The sequence below is a fragment of the Polaribacter uvawellassae genome (assembly GCF_039748955.1).
Classification (GTDB): Bacteria; Bacteroidota; Bacteroidia; order Flavobacteriales; family Flavobacteriaceae; genus Polaribacter; species Polaribacter uvawellassae.
Genome location: NZ_JBDIZN010000001.1, coordinates 42,458 through 61,274, shown reverse-complemented (window position 1 = coordinate 61,274; position 18,817 = coordinate 42,458). Strand labels below are relative to the sequence as shown.

Sequence of the window (18,817 nt, the reverse complement as noted above, 5' to 3'; positions counted from 1 at the left end):
TTATTCTGAACTTGTTTCAGAATCTTTTAAATTAGATTCCAATTTTTCTGAAGCAAGTTTTTCGGCTTTTTGTTTTTGCAACGCTTTGTAATATGCAGCTCTACTTAAAGGTTCGTATTCGTTTACTTCACCCAATAAAACTAAGTTATCATTTTGTGCTTTTCTAAAACTATAATGCGCTAAATTTCCGGTATGTGTACAAACTGCATGTACTTTAGTTACATATTCTGCAGTTGCCATTAAAGCTGGCATTGGTCCAAACGGATTTCCTTTAAAATCCATATCTAAACCAGCAACAATTACACGAATTCCTCTGTTTGCTAAATCGTTACAAACCGCAACAATTTCATCATCAAAAAACTGCGCTTCATCAATGCCAACCACATCAACATCATTTGCTAACAATCTAATATTTGCTGATGAAGGAACCGGCGTAGAACGAATACGATTATCGTTATGAGAAACCACTTCTTCATCGTCGTAACGCGTATCAACCGCAGGTTTAAAAATTTCTACACGTTGTTTTGCAAATTGCGCTCGCTTTAATCTGCGAATCAATTCTTCTGTTTTACCAGAAAACATTGAGCCACAAATTACTTCAATCCAACCAAATTGTTCTGTATGATTTACCGTATTTTCGAGAAACATTTTGTAATTTTATGCTTGAAATATGATTATAATTGTATTTTACTTCAAGTCTTACAAATTTATAAAAATAAAGATGCCAAGCATCAATTAATTTATCAACTTATGCACAAAAAATTAGCAGCCGACTTAACTAGCATTGCACATAGTATTTTGCAATTAAAAAACAAAGAAGATGTTTTGGTGTTGAAAGAAAAAGCCTACGAAGTTTATGAAAAACTAACCGTATTGGCTTATGTTGATGAATATTTAAAAACAACTCCAAATGCTACAGAAACAAAAGAAGAAATTCTTAAAAAGATAGAAAACGTAGTTAAAAAAGTTGAAGAACCTACATTAGAAGTTGTAGAAGAAAAACAAGAAGATGAGTTTACAGAAGTAGAAATAATTACAAAAAAAGTTGAAAAAATTGTTGAAGAATTTACAATAGACAATGAAGAAAATAAAGAGTCAACCATAAAAGTTGCTGAAGAAATTATAGAACAACCATTTGATGAATTAGAGCAAACATTGTTTTCTGCTGAAAATGTTGAAGAAGAGATTAAAGATAAAAAAACAATCACTCTAGAAGAAGAATTAAACGACACAATTTCAATTGAAGTTGCGGCAGATTTATTTGAAAAACCAACAATTAAAAAATCATTAAACGATCAATTACAAAAAAATATAAATATTGGTTTAAATGACAGAATTGCTTTTGTAAAAAATCTTTTTAACGGAAGTCAAGAAGAATTTAACAGAGTTGTTTCTCAATTAAACACAATTAAAACAGAAAAAGAAGCAAAAAAGTTTATCAATAAAATGGTAAAACCAGAGTACGATTGGTCTAACCAAGAAACATATGAAGAACGCTTTTTTGCAATTATAGAACGTAAATTCGCATAAAATATAGAGGATGAAAATAGAAGTATCAAACGGAGAAATTTTAGACAAATACACCATTTTAGAAATTAAACTTTCTAAAATTAAAGACACAAAAAAGTTAGCAAATATTCAGCATGAATACAATACGTTAACGCCAGATGTCAAGAATATTTATGCAGATGCAAAAGATGAATCGCATCTTAAAAAATTACAGAATGATTTGTTAGAAGTCAACAAGAAATTGTGGAAAATAGAAGACGATATTAGAGAATGCGAACGTGCAAAAGACTTTAGCCAGACTTTTATAGATTTAGCACGTGCTGTGTATTATGTAAATGATGACAGATCTGATGTTAAAAAAGAAATAAACACATATACTGGTTCTGATTTGGTGGAAGAAAAATCTTATGAAGATTATAAATAAAAAGAGTTAAAACCTTTATACAAGAAAAATAAATGAAAAAAATAATATTACTTGGTTTAATTTTAGCAACAGGATTTAGTACCGTTAATGCACAAAAAATTGAATCAAAAAAAGTTCTAGGAAGTTATATATATAAGCAAGATGACAACTATTTATCTGGTAAACAATTAGTTAAGTTAATGAGTAGTAATCATGAGGCATCACAATTAATGAAATCTGCAAACAAAAGTAAAACTTGGGCAACAATTTTGGGTGGAGCAGGTGGCGCTCTCATCGGTTTTCCAATTGGAACAGCAATTGGTGGCGGAGATGCAAAATGGGAACTTGCCGGTGTTGGTGCAGCTTTGATATTAGTTGCAATACCAATAAATAACAATTACAATAAAAAATCTAAAACAGCAGTAGATTTATACAATTCTGGCTTTTCATCAACCTCGTATAGATTTAAACCTTCATTTAATTTGAATATGAAAGGAAATAGTATTGGAATAGCGATGTCGTTTTAATGATAATTAGTTTAAAAATATATTTGAAAACCATAAGCGTTCTATTATTGCTTGTGGTTTTTTTGGTTGGATGTAAAAGTTCGTATGAAACCATTAGTTTTGAAAAACAAAACATTCCAGATGCTCCAAATTATGCTGATGCAATTTCTTGGGCAGTTTTACCAACAAAATATCCAGAAAGTTTAAAGAAATATGCAACAACAAATCTTCAAGATTTAAAAGCAGATGTTTTTTATGTGTATCCAACTTTGTTAATGGATAAAAAAAATGCGATTTGGAACGCAGCAATTGATGATGAAATTCAGAATGATAAAATTATACATACTGCGGTAAAAAATCAAGCATCTCCATTTGCAACATCAGGAAGAATTTACGTTCCAATTTACAGACAAGCACATATAAAATCGTACAATTTATATAAAAAAGGTGGAAAAGAAGCTTTTGAAATTGCCTATGCTGATGTAAAAAATGCCTTTGAATATTATTTAAAAAAATATAATAACGGCAGGCCAATTATTATTGTGAGTCATAGTCAAGGAACAAATCATACCACACAATTATTAAAGGATTTTTTTGATGCAAAACCGTTACAAAAACAATTAGTTGCAGCGTATTTGGTTGGAATGGGAATTAAACCAAACGAATTTAAAACCATTAAACCAATGACAAAACCAACTGAAACTAGTGGTTTTGTTTCTTGGAATACACGTAAAAAAGGAACATATCCAGTCAATAAAAATGTGTATAAAGGTGCTGTTACTACAAATCCAATTACTTGGGATGCTTCTAAAACAACAACTTTAAATCAGCACAAAGGATTTTTATATTCAAACGGAAAATTATACACAAAAGCATTAAAAATTGAAATTACAGACGGAATGGTTTGGTCTACAAATCCGAAGTTTCCAATGCGATTTTTTATGTCGTTTATGAAAAATTACCATGTTGGCGACATCAACTTGTTTTGGCAAGATATTAAAGAGAATGTTGAGTTACGGACTAAAACCTGGTTGGAGAATAATTAAAACTTTTAGTGATTTGAAAAAGCTGAAAAAATGTCTGTTCGAGCGGAGTCGAGAACTATAGATGTTTATTGGGTTTCGACTCCGCTCAACCTGACAATTAATTGGTTAAATATTCTTTCAACCGTTCAACTTCTTTTTTACTATTTCCAATAAAAATTTCATCATCAACAATAAAAACTGGGCGTTTTAAAAACGTATATTCATCTAAAATATATTGTCTGTAATCAGCTTCAGAAATGGTTTGGTTTTTTAAACCCATTGCTTTGTATAGCTTAGCACGTTTGTTAAACAAGGCTTCGTAACTTTTAGAAAATTGGTGCATTTCTTCAAGTTGTTTTACTGTAATAGGATTGCTTTTAATTTCTTGTTTTTCAAATCCATCAAGGTTTACTTCCTTTAAAATTCTTCGGCAAGTATCACAAGTTTGTAAAAAGTAGACTTTTTTCATTTTATACGTTATATTTGATGCTAAATTAGGATAAAAAATGAAAACACAATTCGAAATATTAATCAAATCTAGAGAACTTGTAATAAAATTAATTGACGATTTAACGATTGAACAATTACATGTAATTCCAAAAGGGTTTAAAAATAATATTGCTTGGAATGTAGCACATTTGGTTGTTACACAGCAATTGTTGCATTATAAATTATCTGGTGTTAATTGTTTAGTTCCGGATGATTTAATAGCAAGTTTTAGAAAAGGAACTTTTCCTGAAAGAGAATTTAATAACGAAGAATTTGATGAGGTTAAAGAGTTGTTAATTGCTTTGCCAGAAACTTTGATAGAAGATTACGAAGCAGGGATTTTTGAAGATTATGAAGTTTATGAAACAAGTACAGGTTTTGTGTTAGATTCTTTAGAAACTGCCATTGCTTTTAATAATTTTCACGAAGGAATGCATTTAGGAGTCATTAGATCAATAAAAAAATTAGTGTAAATAATTCAGATATTTTACAGATGAAATTTAACACAAAAACAATTCATGGCGGTCAACAAAACGATCCTTCAACAGGAGCAGTAATGCCGCCAATTTATCAAACTTCAACGTATGCGCAATCAAGTCCTGGAAAACACAAAGGTTATGCATATTCTAGAACTGCAAACCCAACAAGAACAGCCTTAGAAAATAGTTTTGCGGCATTAGAAAACGGAACACACGGTTTGGCTTTTTCTTCTGGATTAGCTGCAATTGATTGTGTTTTAAGAACTTTCAATTCTGGCGATGAAGTTATTGCAGGCGATGATTTGTACGGTGGAACGTATAGAATATTTACAAGAATGTTTGAAAAACAAGGATTGAAATTTTCTTATGTTGATATGAATTCTGTTGAGAATGTTACAAATGCAATTACAGAAAACACAAAACTAATTTGGATTGAAACACCTACAAATCCGTTAATGAAGATTGCAGATATAGAAGAAATTACAAAAGCAGTTAAGGCAGTAAATTCCAATATTTTAATTGGAGTTGATAATACTTTTGCAACTCCGTATTTACAACAACCACTAAATTTAGGTGTAGATATTGTAATGCATTCTGCAACAAAATATTTAGGCGGACATTCAGATTTGGTAATGGGTGCTTTAATGGTTAACGATGAAAAATTAGCAGAAGAATTACATTTTATTCAGTTTGCGGCTGGTGCAATAGCTGGCCCAATGGATTCTTTTTTAGCACTTCGAGGAATTAAAACTTTACACATTAGAATGCAACGTCATTGTGAAAACGGAAGAGCAGTTGCAGCTTATTTAGTAAAGCATCCAAAGGTTAAGGAAGTATATTTTCCTGGTTTAAAAAATCATCCGAGTTATAAAATTGCAAAAAAACAAATGAAAGATTTTGGCGGAATGGTTTCTTTTAAGTTAAAAGATGAAACTCAGAAAGCTACATTTACATTTTTAGAAAACACAAAAATATTTACGTTAGCAGAGTCTTTAGGTGGAGTAGAAAGTTTGGTAAATCATCCAACAACAATGACACACGGAAGTATTCCTGAAGAAGAACGTTTAAAAATCGGAATTACAGATTCGTTAATTCGTTTAAGTGTAGGGATTGAAGATATTGACGATTTGTTAGAAGATTTAGAACAGGCTTTAGGTCAATCATAAAAAGAATCGGATAAATTTTATTCGATTCTTTTATCTTTTACAAAAGATTCCTCCAGCAAAATTTAAGTGATATATAATTCCAACTTGAACATGAATTAGCCATTCATTATTTTTGTTTTCTATTACATCTGCTTGTAAGCCATCTACAGCATCAGAGAAAAAATATTGCCAATTAAAGTTGGCAGCTAAATCAAATTTTTCAGATAATTTGTAACGAGTCCCTGCTCCTAATATAAAGGAAAAAGTACCTCCATTTCCAACAGCTATATTACCTGGAACTCTATACTTTGTAGGTAAAACAGTAATATCTGTTCTCCAATCTCCTAAGTCAGAAGTTAATGTGTTTTTATAAGTAGAATATTTAAAACCAAGACTTACATATGGGTTCCATTTCATTTCAGAATAAGGAAACATAAATTCTCTTAAATCTTTAAAATAATATTCAGCTTGAACACCAAAATTTAGCATAGAAATTGACCCTTTCATGGCTCTTAATTGTATAGCTGAGATTGAATTTCCTTGGGCATAAATGCCATGGTGTTGAAAATCTTCTTTAGCCATGATGTTGAATTCTGTTTTTACCATCAAATGGTTGGTAATATCATTTTCAGCATTCCAACGTGTATTTGTATTAAAGAAATGTAGATAATGAATAAAGCTTATAGATAAAGAGCTATTACCATAACTGCTTAAAAAGTCTCCTCTTTGGCCATAGTCAGTTTGTACAGTAGCGGTACCAACAAAGAAACCAACGTCGTGTGTGAGATGTTGGGCATTTGCAGATAAAGCTATTGAGAGAAAAAATATTATTTTTAGGGGTTTCCTCAAAAGAAATAGTTTTATAAGTTTACAAATATATCAAATCGAGGGAATAAACAATAACTCAAATGTTATTAATTTATTGTGAAAACTTCAGAAAAATTCCAATTAGACTTCACATTAAATGTTATTGGCAAATATAATACTTTTTCTGGAAGTTCTTTATTCAAATAATTCCCAGTATCCCACTTTTTATTTTTGTTTGTATCTAGAATTGCTCGTACTATATAATTTCCTGGCGGAAGCAGTTCAAATTTGACATTTTTATTATTTGTAACGTAATTTTGTTGAATCACCTTTTTGTCTTTTTCAGTCAACAATTCAACAATTACTGGCGATGATGAATTCTTGTTAATTAGTAAAGAAATGCTTCCGTAATCTTCAGGCTCTTTTGTACTAAAATTATAGTTTAAAGTATCGTTTTGAGTTTCAAAAATATCTGTCAATGCCTTAGGTAAAAGCATTAATTTGTAATTTGTGTTGAATTTTTTATCAAATAAAAACTGTATTTTATTTGTGGATTTTTTCAAAACATGTTGATAGGAAACAGCTAGAGAATCCTTGTCAAAAAAGATAATTTTAGTTGTGTCTATTTTTATAACAGGATTATTACTTGTTAAGGTTAACGTATCTTTTAAATCTAAAGTTCTTGTAATATTAGAATTGATTTTTAAAGAATCCAATACTTTTTTTCTTAGAAAAACAGTTAACGTATCAATATAATCATCTTTTTTAACTTTAAAAACTAGTGAATCTTTTTCAATTTTTGAGTGCCAAAAATAAAGACTATCATTTACATTGTCTAATCTAGATTTACTTCTAAAGTTTGCCGAAACTTTAGTTAAAACATCAATGTTAATGTTTTCTCTTTCGCCTTCAAAATCAAAAATAATTTTCCCTTTTGATGTTTCTTTTGCAGAGATTATTTTGAAAGATGGAATTTCTTTAAAAAGCGATAAAGGTTCATCAATAATACTATCTTTAGGTAATTCTATAAATCGATTATAAAAACCAATTTTATCTTCTTTAGGGTTAAAAGTATAGTTGTTAGATACATCTTTTAACGCAACCAAAAGATATTTTCCTTCTTTAATATTTGTAATTTTAAACAAAGAGTCTATTGCGTTTGTAATGTAGTTTGGTTTTTGTTTGTAGATAATAGAATCTGTAAATGAAGTATCAACTTTAAACAATAAAACACTAATATCTTTATCAAATTTATTATTAAATGCGTCTTTAATAAGCCCTTTTGTTTTTAAAGAATCTACATAATTACCAGTAGAAAAAATGTAGTTAAAACTCTTTAAAATATTGCCTTCATTATTATCTTCAATACTATTTCCGAAATTAAAAATATAGGTTGTGTTTTCTTTTAAAGTATCTGTTAATTTAATCGTGATTTCTTTACTTGGCGATCCTTGTGGGCTAATAGTTGGAAAATATTTTAACGGCGGAGAAATTACCAATTGCTGATTGATGTTTTTTAACGTAATATATTCATCAAACGAAAGTTTAATTTTTTTACTGTTAAATTGTACGCTTTTATAAGGCGGATTTGCAGTTACCATAACTGGAGCTAAACTATCTTTTAGTCCGCCATTTGGTCTTCCTTTTTTTGCGCAATTACTTGTTAAAAGTACCACAGCAAAAACAAAAATAATATGTTTTAAAAAAGATTTCAGTTGCTTTAATTTTACCGCAAAATAACAATTTTTTTACTGTAAAATGATTCATTTTTTAGTTAAATTATTCTGTGTATGCCATTGTTACAATACTAATTTTAATGTTTTCTGCATTTAATAATTCTTTACAACAAGATTCTAATGTTGCGCCGGTTGTAATAACGTCGTCAATTAATAAGACGTGTTTGTTTTTTAAGGTTGATAAATTGGGTACACTAAACTTTGTGTCATTATTGCTAAATCTTTCGAAACGCTGTTTAAAAGTTTGCGTTTTTGATGTTGAAGTTCTAATTAAAACATCTTCTACATATGGTTTTTCTATATGTTTTGATAAAGTTAACCCAAAAGTTGTTAACTGATTATATCCGCGTTTTTTTTGTTTTTTTGGATGTAACGGCACAGGAATAATACAATCAATATCTGTAAATTCATTAGAGTTTTTTATGATGTTTCCAAGCCAATCGCCAATAAAAGTACCAACTTCTTGATTGCCTTTGTACTTTAATGCATGAATTAAATCTTTTGTTTTTCCGTCTTTTCTGTAAAATAAAAATGAGTTTGCTTTTTCTATCGGAATTCTTCCGTAAAAAGCTTTCGTAATTTTATTATCTTTATAATCTTTGTAACAAATTATTGGTAAATCATGTCTACAAAGTGTACAGATTATTTTTTCGGATTGTAACAACTTAGATTCGCAAGTAATACATATCTTCGGAAAAAATAAATGTAAAATATCATGTAACCATTTCATTTTCTTAGCTTTTTAAAGTTAAGATACTAAAAAACAAATTAGTGGGAAAAAAAATTGACTTTTTTAAAGTAGCGGTTAAGAACTTAAAAACTTCTGGAACTGTAACTCCAAGTTCTCGTTTTTTAGCTCAAAAAATGTTAAAAGAAATCGATTTTTCTTCTTGTAAAGTGTTGGTAGAGTTAGGTCCTGGAAACGGCGTTATTACAAATCAAATATTAAAAAATTTACAACCAAATTCACATTTAATTTGCTTTGAAGTAAATGATGTTTTTTACGAAAATTTAAAAAAAATAAACCATCCACAGTTAACAGTTTTAAAAGCATCTGCAGAAGAAATTCAACCAGAAATGGAAAAATTAGGTTTTTCAAAAGCCTGTCATATTGTTTCAAGTTTACCGCTTACAATTATTCCGAATACAATTTCTAGCGCTATTTTAGAAAACGCTTTAAACACCTTGCATAAAGACGGAACTTTTATTCAATATCAATATAGTTTAACCTATTATAAAAAGCTAAAAACTGTTTTTAAAGAAAAAATATCTTTAGATTTTGAACTGTTAAATTTCCCGCCAGCATTTGTATATCGATGCAAAAAAGAGCATTAATTTTTTCTTGTTAACTTTTTAGATTACTGTATCTTTGCACTCATTATGGCAAAACAAGAAGATCAATTTAAAAAAGTATTATCGCACGCTAAAGAATACGGTTACGTATTTCAATCCTCAGAAATTTATGACGGATTAAGCGCTGTGTATGATTACGCTCAAAACGGAGTTGAGTTAAAGAAAAATATTAGAGATTATTGGTGGAAAGCAATGGTGCAAATGCACGAAAATATTGTGGGTATTGATGCCGCAATTTTAATGCATCCAACAACTTGGAAAGCTTCAGGACATGTAGATGCTTTTAACGATCCATTAATTGATAATAAAGATTCTAAAAAACGTTATAGAGCTGATGTTCTAGTAGAAGATTTTAGAGAAAAAATCAACGAGAAAATTGATAAAGACATTGCCAAAGCAAAAAAACGTTTTGGAGATGCTTTTGATGAAGTTGAGTTTAGAGCTACCAATGCAAATGTGTTGCGTCGTCAGAAACAAATGGATGAAATTACGGTTGAATTGACTCGCGTTCAAGAAGAAAGTGATTTAGTTGGTTTTAGACAATTGATTATCGATTTAGGAATTGCTTGTCCAGCTTCTGGTTCTAAAAATTGGACAGAAGTAAAGCAGTTTAATTTAATGTTTGGAACTCAAATTGGTGCTTCGGCAGAAAGCTCTACACAAGTTTATTTACGTCCAGAAACAGCTCAAGGAATTTTTGTAAACTTCTTAAATGTGCAAAAAACAGGTCGAATGAAGATTCCGTTTGGAATTGCACAAACCGGAAAAGCATTTAGAAACGAAATTGTTGCAAGACAGTTTATTTTTAGAATGCGGGAATTTGAACAAATGGAAATGCAATTTTTTGTAAAGCCAGGAACTCAAAAAGAATGGTACGAAAACTGGAAAGAAACCAGAATGAAATGGCATTTATCTTTAGGAATGGGCGCAGAAAATTACCGTTTTCACGATCATGATAAATTAGCGCATTATGCAGATGCAGCGGCAGATATTGAGTTTAAATTTCCGTTCGGATTTAAAGAATTAGAAGGAATTCATTCTAGAACAGATTTCGATTTAAAAGCACACGAAGAATTTTCTGGAAAGAAATTACAATATTTTGATCACGAAGAAAATAAAAGCTATGTACCTTATGTTGTAGAAACTTCTATTGGATTAGATAGAATGTTTTTAGCAGTGTTTTCTAATGCGTTACAGGAAGAAGAATTAGAAAACGGAACCACAAGAACTGTGTTGAAATTACCAGCAGTTTTAGCGCCTTTTAAAGCAGCGGTTTTACCGTTGGTTAAAAAAGATGGTTTACCAGAAGTAGCAAAAGAAATCATGAACGACTTAAAGTGGGATTTCAATGTTTTTTATGATGAAAAAGATGCTGTTGGAAAACGTTATAGAAGACAAGATGCAAACGGTACGCCATTTTGTATTACGGTAGATCACGATACCTTAGAAGATAATTGTGTAACCATTAGACATAGAGATACGATGGAACAAAAGCGTGTAGCAATTGCTGATTTAAAAGAGATTATTAAAGCAGAAGTTGACGTAAAAACTTGGTTGCAAAAAATGTAAACACTAATTATGCTGAACTTGTTTCAGTATCTCAATAATAAACAAAAAACCACATCTATATGCTGAATTTATTTCAGTAAATGATGTGGTTTTTTAATTCTATAGTATTTCTTTAATTGAAATAATAAAATATCTTAAAATTAACATTGCTATAATAAATGAAAAAAAAGCTATAATAATATTAATTATTCTTTCTCTTTTTCTATCAGTTTTGATTTTTAATTTAATACTTTTAATTAATTCAGGAGATGCTTCTTTATCAATAATTATATTTTTACTAACTCTTTTCTTATTGAAAATTTTTCTGTTCCTATTAAAAAATTTTATGCGCTCTTTTTTTCTTGAATTATTTTTCAAGGAATTTTTCATTGATTGAACAGCAGATCCAACTCCTAACATTAAAAAGCACGTTTAGTTTATTATACAAGTTATATTCTTTAAAGATAAAAAAAAAAGAGCCTAAAATTATAATTTTAGGCTCTTTCATTGTTTTTAAATATGATTTTTTAAAATCTCCAACCAATATTTACGCCAGTTCTAGGAACAACTATTGGTGAGTTTTCGCTAAATAAATTTCGTCCAGCTCCACCATAAACATCAACTGTAAATCCGCCTTCAGAAACATATTTTAATCCAACAGCTACACCTAAAGCACCATCGGTATAATCTTCATACGTTGCTGGGCCACCAATCATTAAGTTTTCTTTTTCTCCAAAATTTAAGCTAAAAAAACCTTCTCCGAAGAAATTCCAATTGCTATCAGAAGTAAAATAATGACGAAAATATGGAGTTAACGATCTTTGTTCGTTGTATTTAAAATCTGCGCTATTTTTCTCAAAATTAATTAAGGCAGAAACTCCAAATGATGAAGTTTCATCTATGTATTTCTCGTAAGAAACTTCGATAGTTTTTAAAACTAATGCATCAAAAATGTCTAATTTAATTTCTTGTTGTGCTTGTGTAAAAGATGCCGATAAAATGGCAATAACGATAAAAAGCTTTTTCATCTTTTGGTTTTAATATTAGTATTGTTTGTAATATAACGCAAATAAGTTGTTACAATTATATGCTACTACAAATCTAATGTTATTTTTTAATAATTAGAACCTTCTAAAGCTTAAAAATCGGCTCGTAACTGAATTGATCCGTTGTGCAAAGTGGTCGAATTTTCTCCTTTTCTTCCTAAATAATTAAAGTTTAAATTAATAAAAGAATTTATTTTTTGTTGATAAATTAACGACCATGTGTAATTTCTGCCAGCTTGTAAACCTTCTAACATTTGATATGCAACTGGACTGTTTTGATTTCCCATAAAATTATTATGGAACAAATTGATTTCTGCTCTAATCAATACATTTTTTGTTGATTTGTAATAGTATGAACTTCCTAATTTTTGTTGCTGTAAAGTTTCTAAACTACCAACGTTATTTTCTTTGTTCTTATAATTGTAAAAGAACGAGAATTGATGATTTTTATTATATTCAAAAGTAAATTTTGGAGCGATTTCGTAAGCGTTGATTCTGTAATTTTGATTGGTAAAATTTTCTGTAATAACTTCGTCTTTTGATGTGTTTGTTTTTAAATCAAAAAGCCAAAAAGCAGCTAATTTATGTGTAAATTCTAATTGATGCAATTTGGTGTTGTTTTCTTGATTACCAATGTTGTATAAATGTTTATTTTTAGAAGTTCCGTAGGTAAAAATAAGACTATATTTCTGTAGATTTTTGTTTAAATACAAACTGTTTCTAAAACTAAAATTCAATCCTAATAATTTTGATTCATCCAAATCAAACGGATTCAAATTAAAAGAATTATCAGTTCTTTTTTGTTCGTTATCAATCAAAAAATTGGTTTGATTGTAAAAGTGAGAAAGTACTTTTTTAACGCCGCTTTTATTTGCCCATTGAGATGGATTAATCGTAAAAACTTGTTGCCATTTTGCACGTTGTGTATTTATAAAAGTGATGTTTGGCAAAGCAACACGCAAATATGCTGCTTGATCTTTATAAATAGCAATTTCAAACTCGTTAAACTCTTTAATTCCGTTGTTGTTATAATCAATCCAAGTATAATAGCCTTGTCCGGGTTCAGTTTTAATATATACATATTCTTGTTGCGGTATATTGCCCGAAGAAGTTTCGTAAACAGTATTAAAATTGATAAAATTGTTAAAGAGTTTTTGTCCGTAAACTATTTTAGAATTCAGTGCTTTTTCATCAGCAGCAAAAGCATTATTTGTAATTCTATAATTAGCAAAAATCGATAAATTACTAATATTATTTTGTAAAACTCTACTATTTATATAATATGTTTTTCGTGAATTTACTTCTGTAAAAACGTTGTTTTTAATACTATCATTTTGCCTAAAATTAAAACCAATTTTGGTGTACACTTTTGCAGAATCTCCTAAACCAATAAAGGTCTCGTATTCTTTAAATTGATGACTTAATTTGCTTGCTTGTTGATTGCTTTTTGATTCGGTTTTATTGGTTTCAAGATTTATAAAACCACCAAGCCAAGAACTCGAAAAAGAATGTTCTATTTTTCCTTTTGCTCTTAAAAACTTATTTTTTTCTATGATTGAAGAACTGTTTAATAAACTAACAAACGAACTAAATTTTGTGTTTTTTATGTTTGTTTGGCTGTTAAAATCGTGTTTAATTCCGTTGTAATTTTCAGTAAAATTAATCAGGTTAAATCCATACACGTATTTAGAGTTCTGTTTGTTGTCTAAAATAAGTTGTGTGCTAATTTGATTTCTATTTCCTAACGGATTTACAATATTCCAATCACGTAAAAATTCAACAGCATCAAAACGTTGTTCGGTCGCAAAATTTTGATGAATAAAACTGTAATCAATAGCAGTTGAAAATTTCCATTTTTTATCAACAAAGAGTTGTTGCCATTTTAGTTTTGCAGCCAACCCTTTATTTTCAGAATCATCGATTGTAGAAAATAAATTTGCATCATTATTACTCAAAGCAATTTCGCCAAAGAAACTTGTTTTCTTAGTCGGATTTAAGGTTGTGTTTACAACTGCAACTTGCGATTTTGATGGCGCAGCTAATCTTATAATTGGTTGATAATTCCCTAAATTGATTCCAACATATTTGTAAATATTTCCAATTGCGATAGTTTTATCTAACGTGTAATCTCCTTTATTTGCGCCAACAAACGTAAAAGTAACATTGTATAATTGATCTGTCGCATTTGTTGAATATTCAAAGTTTTCAGTAAATCCGTTTGTTACTTTTTTGTACAAAATTCTGTTTTCAGAATACACATCTTCATAAGCGCTATTTGCAAACATTTTAGATTCATCATTACCAGCATTTGCTAAAATCTGCTTTTGTGCTTCCGATAAGTTTTGCTGTATTGGCTGATTTTTTGCATCATTTTCGTTATAAAAGATTCCGTTTATAGTAAATTTTTCTCCAACATATTTTGCTTTTTCATAGGTTACAAAACGTGTATAATTTCTGTTAGAATACTGATAATCTAAATGAAAACGAATGTCATTTGTAACCGGAAAAGTAGTGTTAAAGCGTATTTCTGAATTGTTATAATCGATGGTGTAATCTTTGTTTTCTCCTCTGTTTAACAAAACGCCGTTTGCATACAAAGCATCGCTTCCGGCAACGATTATAATAAACGCTTCGTTGTTTGGGCCAATAATTTTATACGGACCTTGATTTCCTTCTTTACCAACAAATTTAAAACTGGTAAACTTACCTCTTACAACTGCTCCTGAAGCAAGTACATTTAGATTGTCATTTAGTTTTGCCTCCACTTCTAAACCTGCAACTTTTTTAGAAAAAGGCATAAAGTAACTGTCGGAATTTGTTAAATCTAAATCTCCTGCTTTTACACGCCAATTTTTGTGTTCAAACTCAATAAAAATACGATCGAAATCGGTGATGTTTTGAGAATATCCGTTGTTTTGTAACGGAATATTAGTATCAAAAATATTGGCTTTTATAGTAACGTCTTTTGATAAATTTCCTTTAATCGTTAAATCTAAAGAGGAGTTCACAACCGAGTTTTGATTGTTGCCAATTGTTAAACCTCGTGTAATGTTTCCAGAAGTTTCTAGATTATTAAAAAGCTCTTTTCTTTGCTGATTTTTATTGGTTGTTAAACTGTATAATTGTTGTGTATTGTTGGTATTTGGAACAATTATGTTGTCATTATATTTTTGATAGGTTTTGGTGATAAAATCTGGAAATCGGAAATATTCTACAGTAATAAAAGGATACTTTTTTGCATCAATTATTAGCTGTGCTTTTATAAAATCTACTTGATATTCTAAAGGAAAAATTAGTTTTTTATTTTGAGAAAACACTTTAAATAATTGCGAATTAATACTCACAGAATCTATTTGAACAGTATCTTTTACCAACGTAAAATTCTTAGTTCTAAAATCTGTAGAACCAGTTTGCGCATAGATTGAAAAACCTATACAAACAAAAATGATAAAAAAGATTTTTTTAATCATAATAGATTAACGTTCTAAATGTAAAAATAGTTTAAAACAACGACTGTTGCTTTACAGGATTTTCGTGAGCTAATAACCATTTTTTACGCCAGATTCCGCCAGCATAACCAGTTAAAGAACCGTCAGATCCAATAACTCTATGACACGGAATTACAATCCAAATTGGGTTTTTACCATTTGCTGATGCAACAGCTCTGATAGCTTTTACATCGCCAATTGCTTTGGTTTGTTCTAAATAGGTTCTTGTAGAATTGTAAGGAATATTTAAAAGTTCTTTCCAAACTTTTTGTTGAAATTCAGTTCCTTTTGGATTTAACTTTAAATTGAATTCAGTTCTTGTTCCTGCAAAATATTCCTCTAATTGAGAAATACATTCTTTTAAGCAAATAGGAATCTTTGTCTTTGTCACTTCGAGCCTTTCGACTTCGCTCAAGACAAGCTCTGTCGAGAAGTTGTCATCTAAAACAGAAATAGATTGAATTCCGTTTTTGTCTCCAACAATTTTTGCAGTTCCGATGGGAGTTTTATAATATGTTGTTTGTAAGTTCAAACTATAGGGTAAATTTAATCAATTTACAATCGATCATATTTACTGGATTATTTGGGTCTTGAACCTCAATATTTGTTGTAGAAATAGTTTTTATAGCTTCTAACTTATTTTTACTTTTTTCAGGGAAAGAGTTGTATTTAAGTATAGGAAGAATAGTAATACATTGAAATTTTTTATTTGAATCATAACCATGAACATAATCAAAAACTTTATAAGGTGGTAGTAATAACCACATTCCTCTAATTCTTAAGTTTGTTATTTTTAATGGATCAACAGAATTTACTCTACCAATTTCTTTTGTTGGTGAAAAATCAATATTAGGAGCTGCTTCAATATTATTAGTTAATGTTTTTTTTAAAGAAAGATAAACATCTTCGTCTGCTGCATAAATTGAACCATCAATAAACCAAAGTGAGGATAATATTTTAGAACCTTTTGGTACGTGACCAATTGTGTAAATAAAGTCCTTTTCAGTCCAAACCTCACAAGTTTTACAATGTTTATTGATAAGAGAACTTGTTGATAATAATTTGGATTTTGGATGTGAACTATTAAGTTGTAATTCAGAAGTTAAAGACTCTGTTTTTTTAACTTCAATAGCGTCACCATTTTTAAGCATTAAATCTGGTGGAGTTCGAGAGCTACCTTGATAGGAAAAAGCGTTTTTATATTTATCAAGTTTTATTTTTTTATCAAGCTCATTAAAGGTATTTGTAAATGCATCTTTTACAAATGATTCTAAACCATCACCAACACTTGTGGCTCTATTATTGCCAAAAGCTATATCTTTAACTGTTAATTCTTCTAATTGTGAGATATTAATTATCGCTTCTAAAATATTTGTCATACTGCAATTATTTCTTTTACATTTTCAGCTTGTTTAACTTTCTTTATTGAAATTTCGTTTGCCTTTACCTGTTGCATAATACTTTTAGCTAAAAATTTTGCTAAATTAACAGGAACAGCATTTCCAATCATTTTATAACCTGCTGCGACTTTTTTATAATGAAAAATAAAGTCATTTGGAAATGTTTGAATTCTTGCACATTCTCTAATGCTTAATCGTCTATATAAATGTTCTTTTCCAGGAACGAAAACACGAATGTTTTGCTCAATGAATTTCATTTTTGGCGCTTGTGGATGAATTGGTGCATGTCTTCCGCCAGCTTGAATTGTATAAGATTGCTCATCCCAACTTCTTACACGATTTCTTGACATAAATATCGATGAAAAACTCCCAATCATATATTCATGATTTGGAACAACACAATTATCTCCATTTGTATTGTTGTATTCAAGTGCGGGTAAAACACCTTCTTTCAAATCAGAGATTGCAGTTTCCAATGTTATTTTAGGAAAAGTTTCTGTTGGGAACTGATATTTAAAATTTAAGTCTTTTCTAATTCCAATAAAGAACACTCTTTTTCTGTCTTGAGGAACATTATAATCTGATGCATTTAGCATTTGAAAAGAAAGTTCGTATCCAATTCCTGCGTTTCTAAAAAGTTCTTTTATTCCTTCTAAAGCTTCACTATGTTTATTAATTAGCATTCCACTAACATTTTCTGCTAAAAAGAATTTTGGTTGTTTTGCTTCTAATATTCTGATAAAATCATAAAATAATTGACCTCTTTTGTCCTTTATTCCTCTTGCAGCTCCAGCTTCACTCCAACTTTGACAAGGTGGTCCACCAATTATTCCATCACATTCTGGTACTTCATCAGCAGGAATATTAACGATACTTCTTTTGTCAAGAATCGTATTTGGATGATTTTTTTCATAGGTTTCCCAAATTTCTTTGTCATATTCATTTGCCCAAACAACATTGAAACCTGCTTTCTGGAAACCTAAATCAAGTCCACCAGCTCCTGCGAAAAAAGATACTATTTTCATAAAAGAAATTTTTAATGTTTAAATTTACTAATTATATTCCAAAAATGTCTTTTGAATTTTCAGTTGTAATTTCGGCAATTTCTTCGAAAGAGATTTCATAAATAGCCACTAATTTTTCTACAACTTGTGTTATGTAACTACTTTCATTTCGTTTTCCTCTAAAAGGCGTTGGTGCTAAATAAGGCGAGTCTGTTTCTAGTACAATATGTTTGATGTCAATTTGATGTAGAAACTGATCTATTTTCCCATTTTTAAACGTTGCAACACCGCCAATTCCTAATTTCATATTGTAAGAAATGGCTTTTTTTGCTTGTTCTAAAGTTCCAGTAAAACAATGAAAAATTCCGAATAAATCATCACTTTTTTCCATTTCTAACACTTCAAATATTTCATCAAAAGCATCTCTACAATGAATTACAATGGGTAGTTTTTTCTCTTTAGCCCACTGAATTTGTGTTCTAAAAGCTTCTTGTTGTTGTGCTAAATAGCTCTTATCCCAATACAAATCTATTCCGATTTCTCCAATGGCATAAAAATTACGTTGATCAATCCATTTTTTTACGTGCGCTAATTCTTCTTTGTAATTTTCTTTTACAGAAGTTGGATGCAAACCCATCATCAAAAAAACATCATTAGGATATTCAGCTTCTAATTTAAACATGCTTTCTATGTTAGAAGAATCAATTGCAGGAATAAAAAAACGAGAAACTCCAGCGTCTTTTGCTCGTTGCATCATTTCATTTCTGTCTTCATCAAATTGCGTTGAGTATAAATGTGTGTGTGTATCGGTTATCATAATTTTGTCTCCTCGAGCGGATTCGAGAGGTTTTATTTATTAAATAGGTCTCGACTCCGCTC

General features: G+C 29.6%; 20 protein-coding genes. 8 read left to right on the top strand and 12 right to left on the bottom strand.

The features are described from left to right. Positions 1-648: a thymidine kinase gene (locus tag ABDX67_RS00280; RefSeq protein WP_347172642.1), complete on the bottom strand. Its 648-nt coding sequence runs from the start codon at positions 646-648 to the stop codon at positions 1-3. A gap of 102 nt (positions 649-750) precedes the next feature. Between ABDX67_RS00280 and ABDX67_RS00275 the strand changes: the two genes are divergently transcribed. From ABDX67_RS00275 to ABDX67_RS00260, 4 genes are read left to right on the top strand one after another with little or no spacing between them, the layout of a single operon-like run. Beyond that, the gene (locus ABDX67_RS00275; RefSeq protein ID WP_347172641.1) at positions 751-1,530 is read left to right on the top strand and encodes a hypothetical protein; all 780 of its coding nucleotides are present in this window, start codon (positions 751-753) and stop codon (positions 1,528-1,530) included. A 10-nt stretch (positions 1,531-1,540) separates the two neighbouring features. Continuing rightward, a complete protein-coding gene (locus tag ABDX67_RS00270) occupies positions 1,541-1,933 on the top strand; it encodes a DUF6165 family protein (protein WP_347172640.1) in 393 nt (130 codons plus the stop codon). Between the two features lie 32 nt (positions 1,934-1,965). Continuing rightward, positions 1,966-2,439, top strand: a complete 474-nt coding sequence (locus ABDX67_RS00265) for a hypothetical protein (protein ID WP_347172638.1) — start codon at positions 1,966-1,968, stop codon at positions 2,437-2,439. A 23-nt stretch (positions 2,440-2,462) separates the two neighbouring features. Next, positions 2,463-3,464, top strand: a complete 1,002-nt coding sequence (locus ABDX67_RS00260) for a DUF3089 domain-containing protein (protein ID WP_347172637.1) — start codon at positions 2,463-2,465, stop codon at positions 3,462-3,464. Between the two features lie 97 nt (positions 3,465-3,561). On the opposite strand, the gene ABDX67_RS00255 is transcribed toward ABDX67_RS00260, so the two are convergent. Continuing rightward, positions 3,562-3,912, bottom strand: a complete 351-nt coding sequence (locus ABDX67_RS00255) for an arsenate reductase family protein (RefSeq protein WP_347172636.1) — start codon at positions 3,910-3,912, stop codon at positions 3,562-3,564. Positions 3,913-3,949: 37 nt separating this feature from the next. On the opposite strand from ABDX67_RS00255, the gene ABDX67_RS00250 reads away from it, so the two are divergent. Then, the gene (locus tag ABDX67_RS00250; protein WP_347172634.1) at positions 3,950-4,405 is read left to right on the top strand and encodes a DinB family protein; all 456 of its coding nucleotides are present in this window, start codon (positions 3,950-3,952) and stop codon (positions 4,403-4,405) included. 20 nt (positions 4,406-4,425) lie between these two features. Continuing rightward, positions 4,426-5,577 carry a cystathionine gamma-synthase gene (locus tag ABDX67_RS00245; RefSeq protein ID WP_347172632.1) on the top strand — a complete coding sequence of 384 codons (1,152 nt, stop codon included), beginning with the start codon at positions 4,426-4,428 and terminating at the stop codon, positions 5,575-5,577. A 30-nt stretch (positions 5,578-5,607) separates the two neighbouring features. Here the strand turns inward: ABDX67_RS00245 and ABDX67_RS00240 are convergent, their stop codons facing one another. From ABDX67_RS00240 to ABDX67_RS00230, 3 genes are all read right to left on the bottom strand, one after another. Beyond that, a complete protein-coding gene (locus tag ABDX67_RS00240) occupies positions 5,608-6,405 on the bottom strand; it encodes a THC0290_0291 family protein (protein ID WP_347172630.1) in 798 nt (265 codons plus the stop codon). 65 nt (positions 6,406-6,470) lie between these two features. Beyond that, entirely contained in the window at positions 6,471-8,039 is a 1,569-nt protein-coding gene (locus ABDX67_RS00235; RefSeq protein ID WP_347172629.1) for an Ig-like domain-containing protein, read from the bottom strand. A gap of 103 nt (positions 8,040-8,142) precedes the next feature. Continuing rightward, positions 8,143-8,829: a ComF family protein gene (locus ABDX67_RS00230; RefSeq protein WP_347172627.1), complete on the bottom strand. Its 687-nt coding sequence runs from the start codon at positions 8,827-8,829 to the stop codon at positions 8,143-8,145. 41 nt (positions 8,830-8,870) lie between these two features. Here ABDX67_RS00230 and ABDX67_RS00225 point away from each other — a divergent pair, with 41 nt between their 5' ends. Both ABDX67_RS00225 and ABDX67_RS00220 read left to right on the top strand, forming a co-directional pair. Then, positions 8,871-9,434 (top strand): class I SAM-dependent methyltransferase, encoded by a 564-nt coding sequence (locus tag ABDX67_RS00225; RefSeq protein ID WP_347172625.1) that lies wholly within the window; start codon positions 8,871-8,873, stop codon positions 9,432-9,434. Positions 9,435-9,479: 45 nt separating this feature from the next. Beyond that, entirely contained in the window at positions 9,480-11,021 is a 1,542-nt protein-coding gene (locus tag ABDX67_RS00220) for a glycine--tRNA ligase (RefSeq protein ID WP_347172623.1), read from the top strand. Between the two features lie 99 nt (positions 11,022-11,120). Here ABDX67_RS00220 and ABDX67_RS00215 read toward each other — a convergent pair whose 3' ends face one another. The 7 genes from ABDX67_RS00215 to ABDX67_RS00185 all read right to left on the bottom strand — a co-directional run bounded on the left by ABDX67_RS00215 (position 11,121) and on the right by ABDX67_RS00185 (position 18,755). After that, on the bottom strand, positions 11,121-11,420 hold the full coding sequence (locus tag ABDX67_RS00215; RefSeq protein WP_347172622.1) for a hypothetical protein: 300 nt from the start codon (positions 11,418-11,420) through the stop codon (positions 11,121-11,123). A gap of 107 nt (positions 11,421-11,527) precedes the next feature. Next, the gene (locus ABDX67_RS00210) at positions 11,528-12,028 is read right to left on the bottom strand and encodes a hypothetical protein (RefSeq protein ID WP_347172621.1); all 501 of its coding nucleotides are present in this window, start codon (positions 12,026-12,028) and stop codon (positions 11,528-11,530) included. A 110-nt stretch (positions 12,029-12,138) separates the two neighbouring features. Next, entirely contained in the window at positions 12,139-15,516 is a 3,378-nt protein-coding gene (locus tag ABDX67_RS00205) for a hypothetical protein (protein ID WP_347172620.1), read from the bottom strand. Positions 15,517-15,547: 31 nt separating this feature from the next. Then, on the bottom strand, positions 15,548-16,066 hold the full coding sequence (locus ABDX67_RS00200; protein WP_347172619.1) for a methylated-DNA--[protein]-cysteine S-methyltransferase: 519 nt from the start codon (positions 16,064-16,066) through the stop codon (positions 15,548-15,550). Position 16,067: 1 nt separating this feature from the next. After that, positions 16,068-16,913 (bottom strand): NgoPII family restriction endonuclease, encoded by an 846-nt coding sequence (locus tag ABDX67_RS00195; RefSeq protein ID WP_347172617.1) that lies wholly within the window; start codon positions 16,911-16,913, stop codon positions 16,068-16,070. Continuing rightward, complete coding sequence (locus ABDX67_RS00190) at positions 16,910-17,959, bottom strand: DNA cytosine methyltransferase (RefSeq protein WP_347172615.1); 1,050 nt, start codon at positions 17,957-17,959, stop codon at positions 16,910-16,912. The genes ABDX67_RS00195 and ABDX67_RS00190 overlap by 4 nt, the downstream gene beginning before the upstream one ends. A gap of 31 nt (positions 17,960-17,990) precedes the next feature. Continuing rightward, positions 17,991-18,755, bottom strand: a complete 765-nt coding sequence (locus ABDX67_RS00185) for a TatD family hydrolase (RefSeq protein WP_347172613.1) — start codon at positions 18,753-18,755, stop codon at positions 17,991-17,993. Between the last annotated feature and the right edge of the window lie 62 nt (positions 18,756-18,817).

Excerpts from the sequence above, each read along its gene's own strand:
- ABDX67_RS00250 (WP_347172634.1), top strand. The coding sequence starts at position 3,950 with ATGAAAACACAATTCGAAATATTAATCAAATCTAGAGAACTTGTAATA.
- ABDX67_RS00205 (WP_347172620.1), bottom strand. The coding sequence starts at position 15,516 with ATGATTAAAAAAATCTTTTTTATCATTTTTGTTTGTATAGGTTTTTCA.
- ABDX67_RS00255 (WP_347172636.1), bottom strand. The coding sequence starts at position 3,912 with ATGAAAAAAGTCTACTTTTTACAAACTTGTGATACTTGCCGAAGAATT.
- ABDX67_RS00275 (WP_347172641.1), top strand. The coding sequence starts at position 751 with ATGCACAAAAAATTAGCAGCCGACTTAACTAGCATTGCACATAGTATT.
- ABDX67_RS00190 (WP_347172615.1), bottom strand. The coding sequence starts at position 17,959 with ATGAAAATAGTATCTTTTTTCGCAGGAGCTGGTGGACTTGATTTAGGT.
- ABDX67_RS00265 (WP_347172638.1), top strand. The coding sequence starts at position 1,966 with ATGAAAAAAATAATATTACTTGGTTTAATTTTAGCAACAGGATTTAGT.
- ABDX67_RS00280 (WP_347172642.1), bottom strand. The coding sequence starts at position 648 with ATGTTTCTCGAAAATACGGTAAATCATACAGAACAATTTGGTTGGATT.
- ABDX67_RS00215 (WP_347172622.1), bottom strand. The coding sequence starts at position 11,420 with ATGTTAGGAGTTGGATCTGCTGTTCAATCAATGAAAAATTCCTTGAAA.
- ABDX67_RS00270 (WP_347172640.1), top strand. The coding sequence starts at position 1,541 with ATGAAAATAGAAGTATCAAACGGAGAAATTTTAGACAAATACACCATT.
- ABDX67_RS00195 (WP_347172617.1), bottom strand. The coding sequence starts at position 16,913 with ATGACAAATATTTTAGAAGCGATAATTAATATCTCACAATTAGAAGAA.
- ABDX67_RS00230 (WP_347172627.1), bottom strand. The coding sequence starts at position 8,829 with ATGAAATGGTTACATGATATTTTACATTTATTTTTTCCGAAGATATGT.
- ABDX67_RS00210 (WP_347172621.1), bottom strand. The coding sequence starts at position 12,028 with ATGAAAAAGCTTTTTATCGTTATTGCCATTTTATCGGCATCTTTTACA.
- ABDX67_RS00220 (WP_347172623.1), top strand. The coding sequence starts at position 9,480 with ATGGCAAAACAAGAAGATCAATTTAAAAAAGTATTATCGCACGCTAAA.
- ABDX67_RS00245 (WP_347172632.1), top strand. The coding sequence starts at position 4,426 with ATGAAATTTAACACAAAAACAATTCATGGCGGTCAACAAAACGATCCT.
- ABDX67_RS00185 (WP_347172613.1), bottom strand. The coding sequence starts at position 18,755 with ATGATAACCGATACACACACACATTTATACTCAACGCAATTTGATGAA.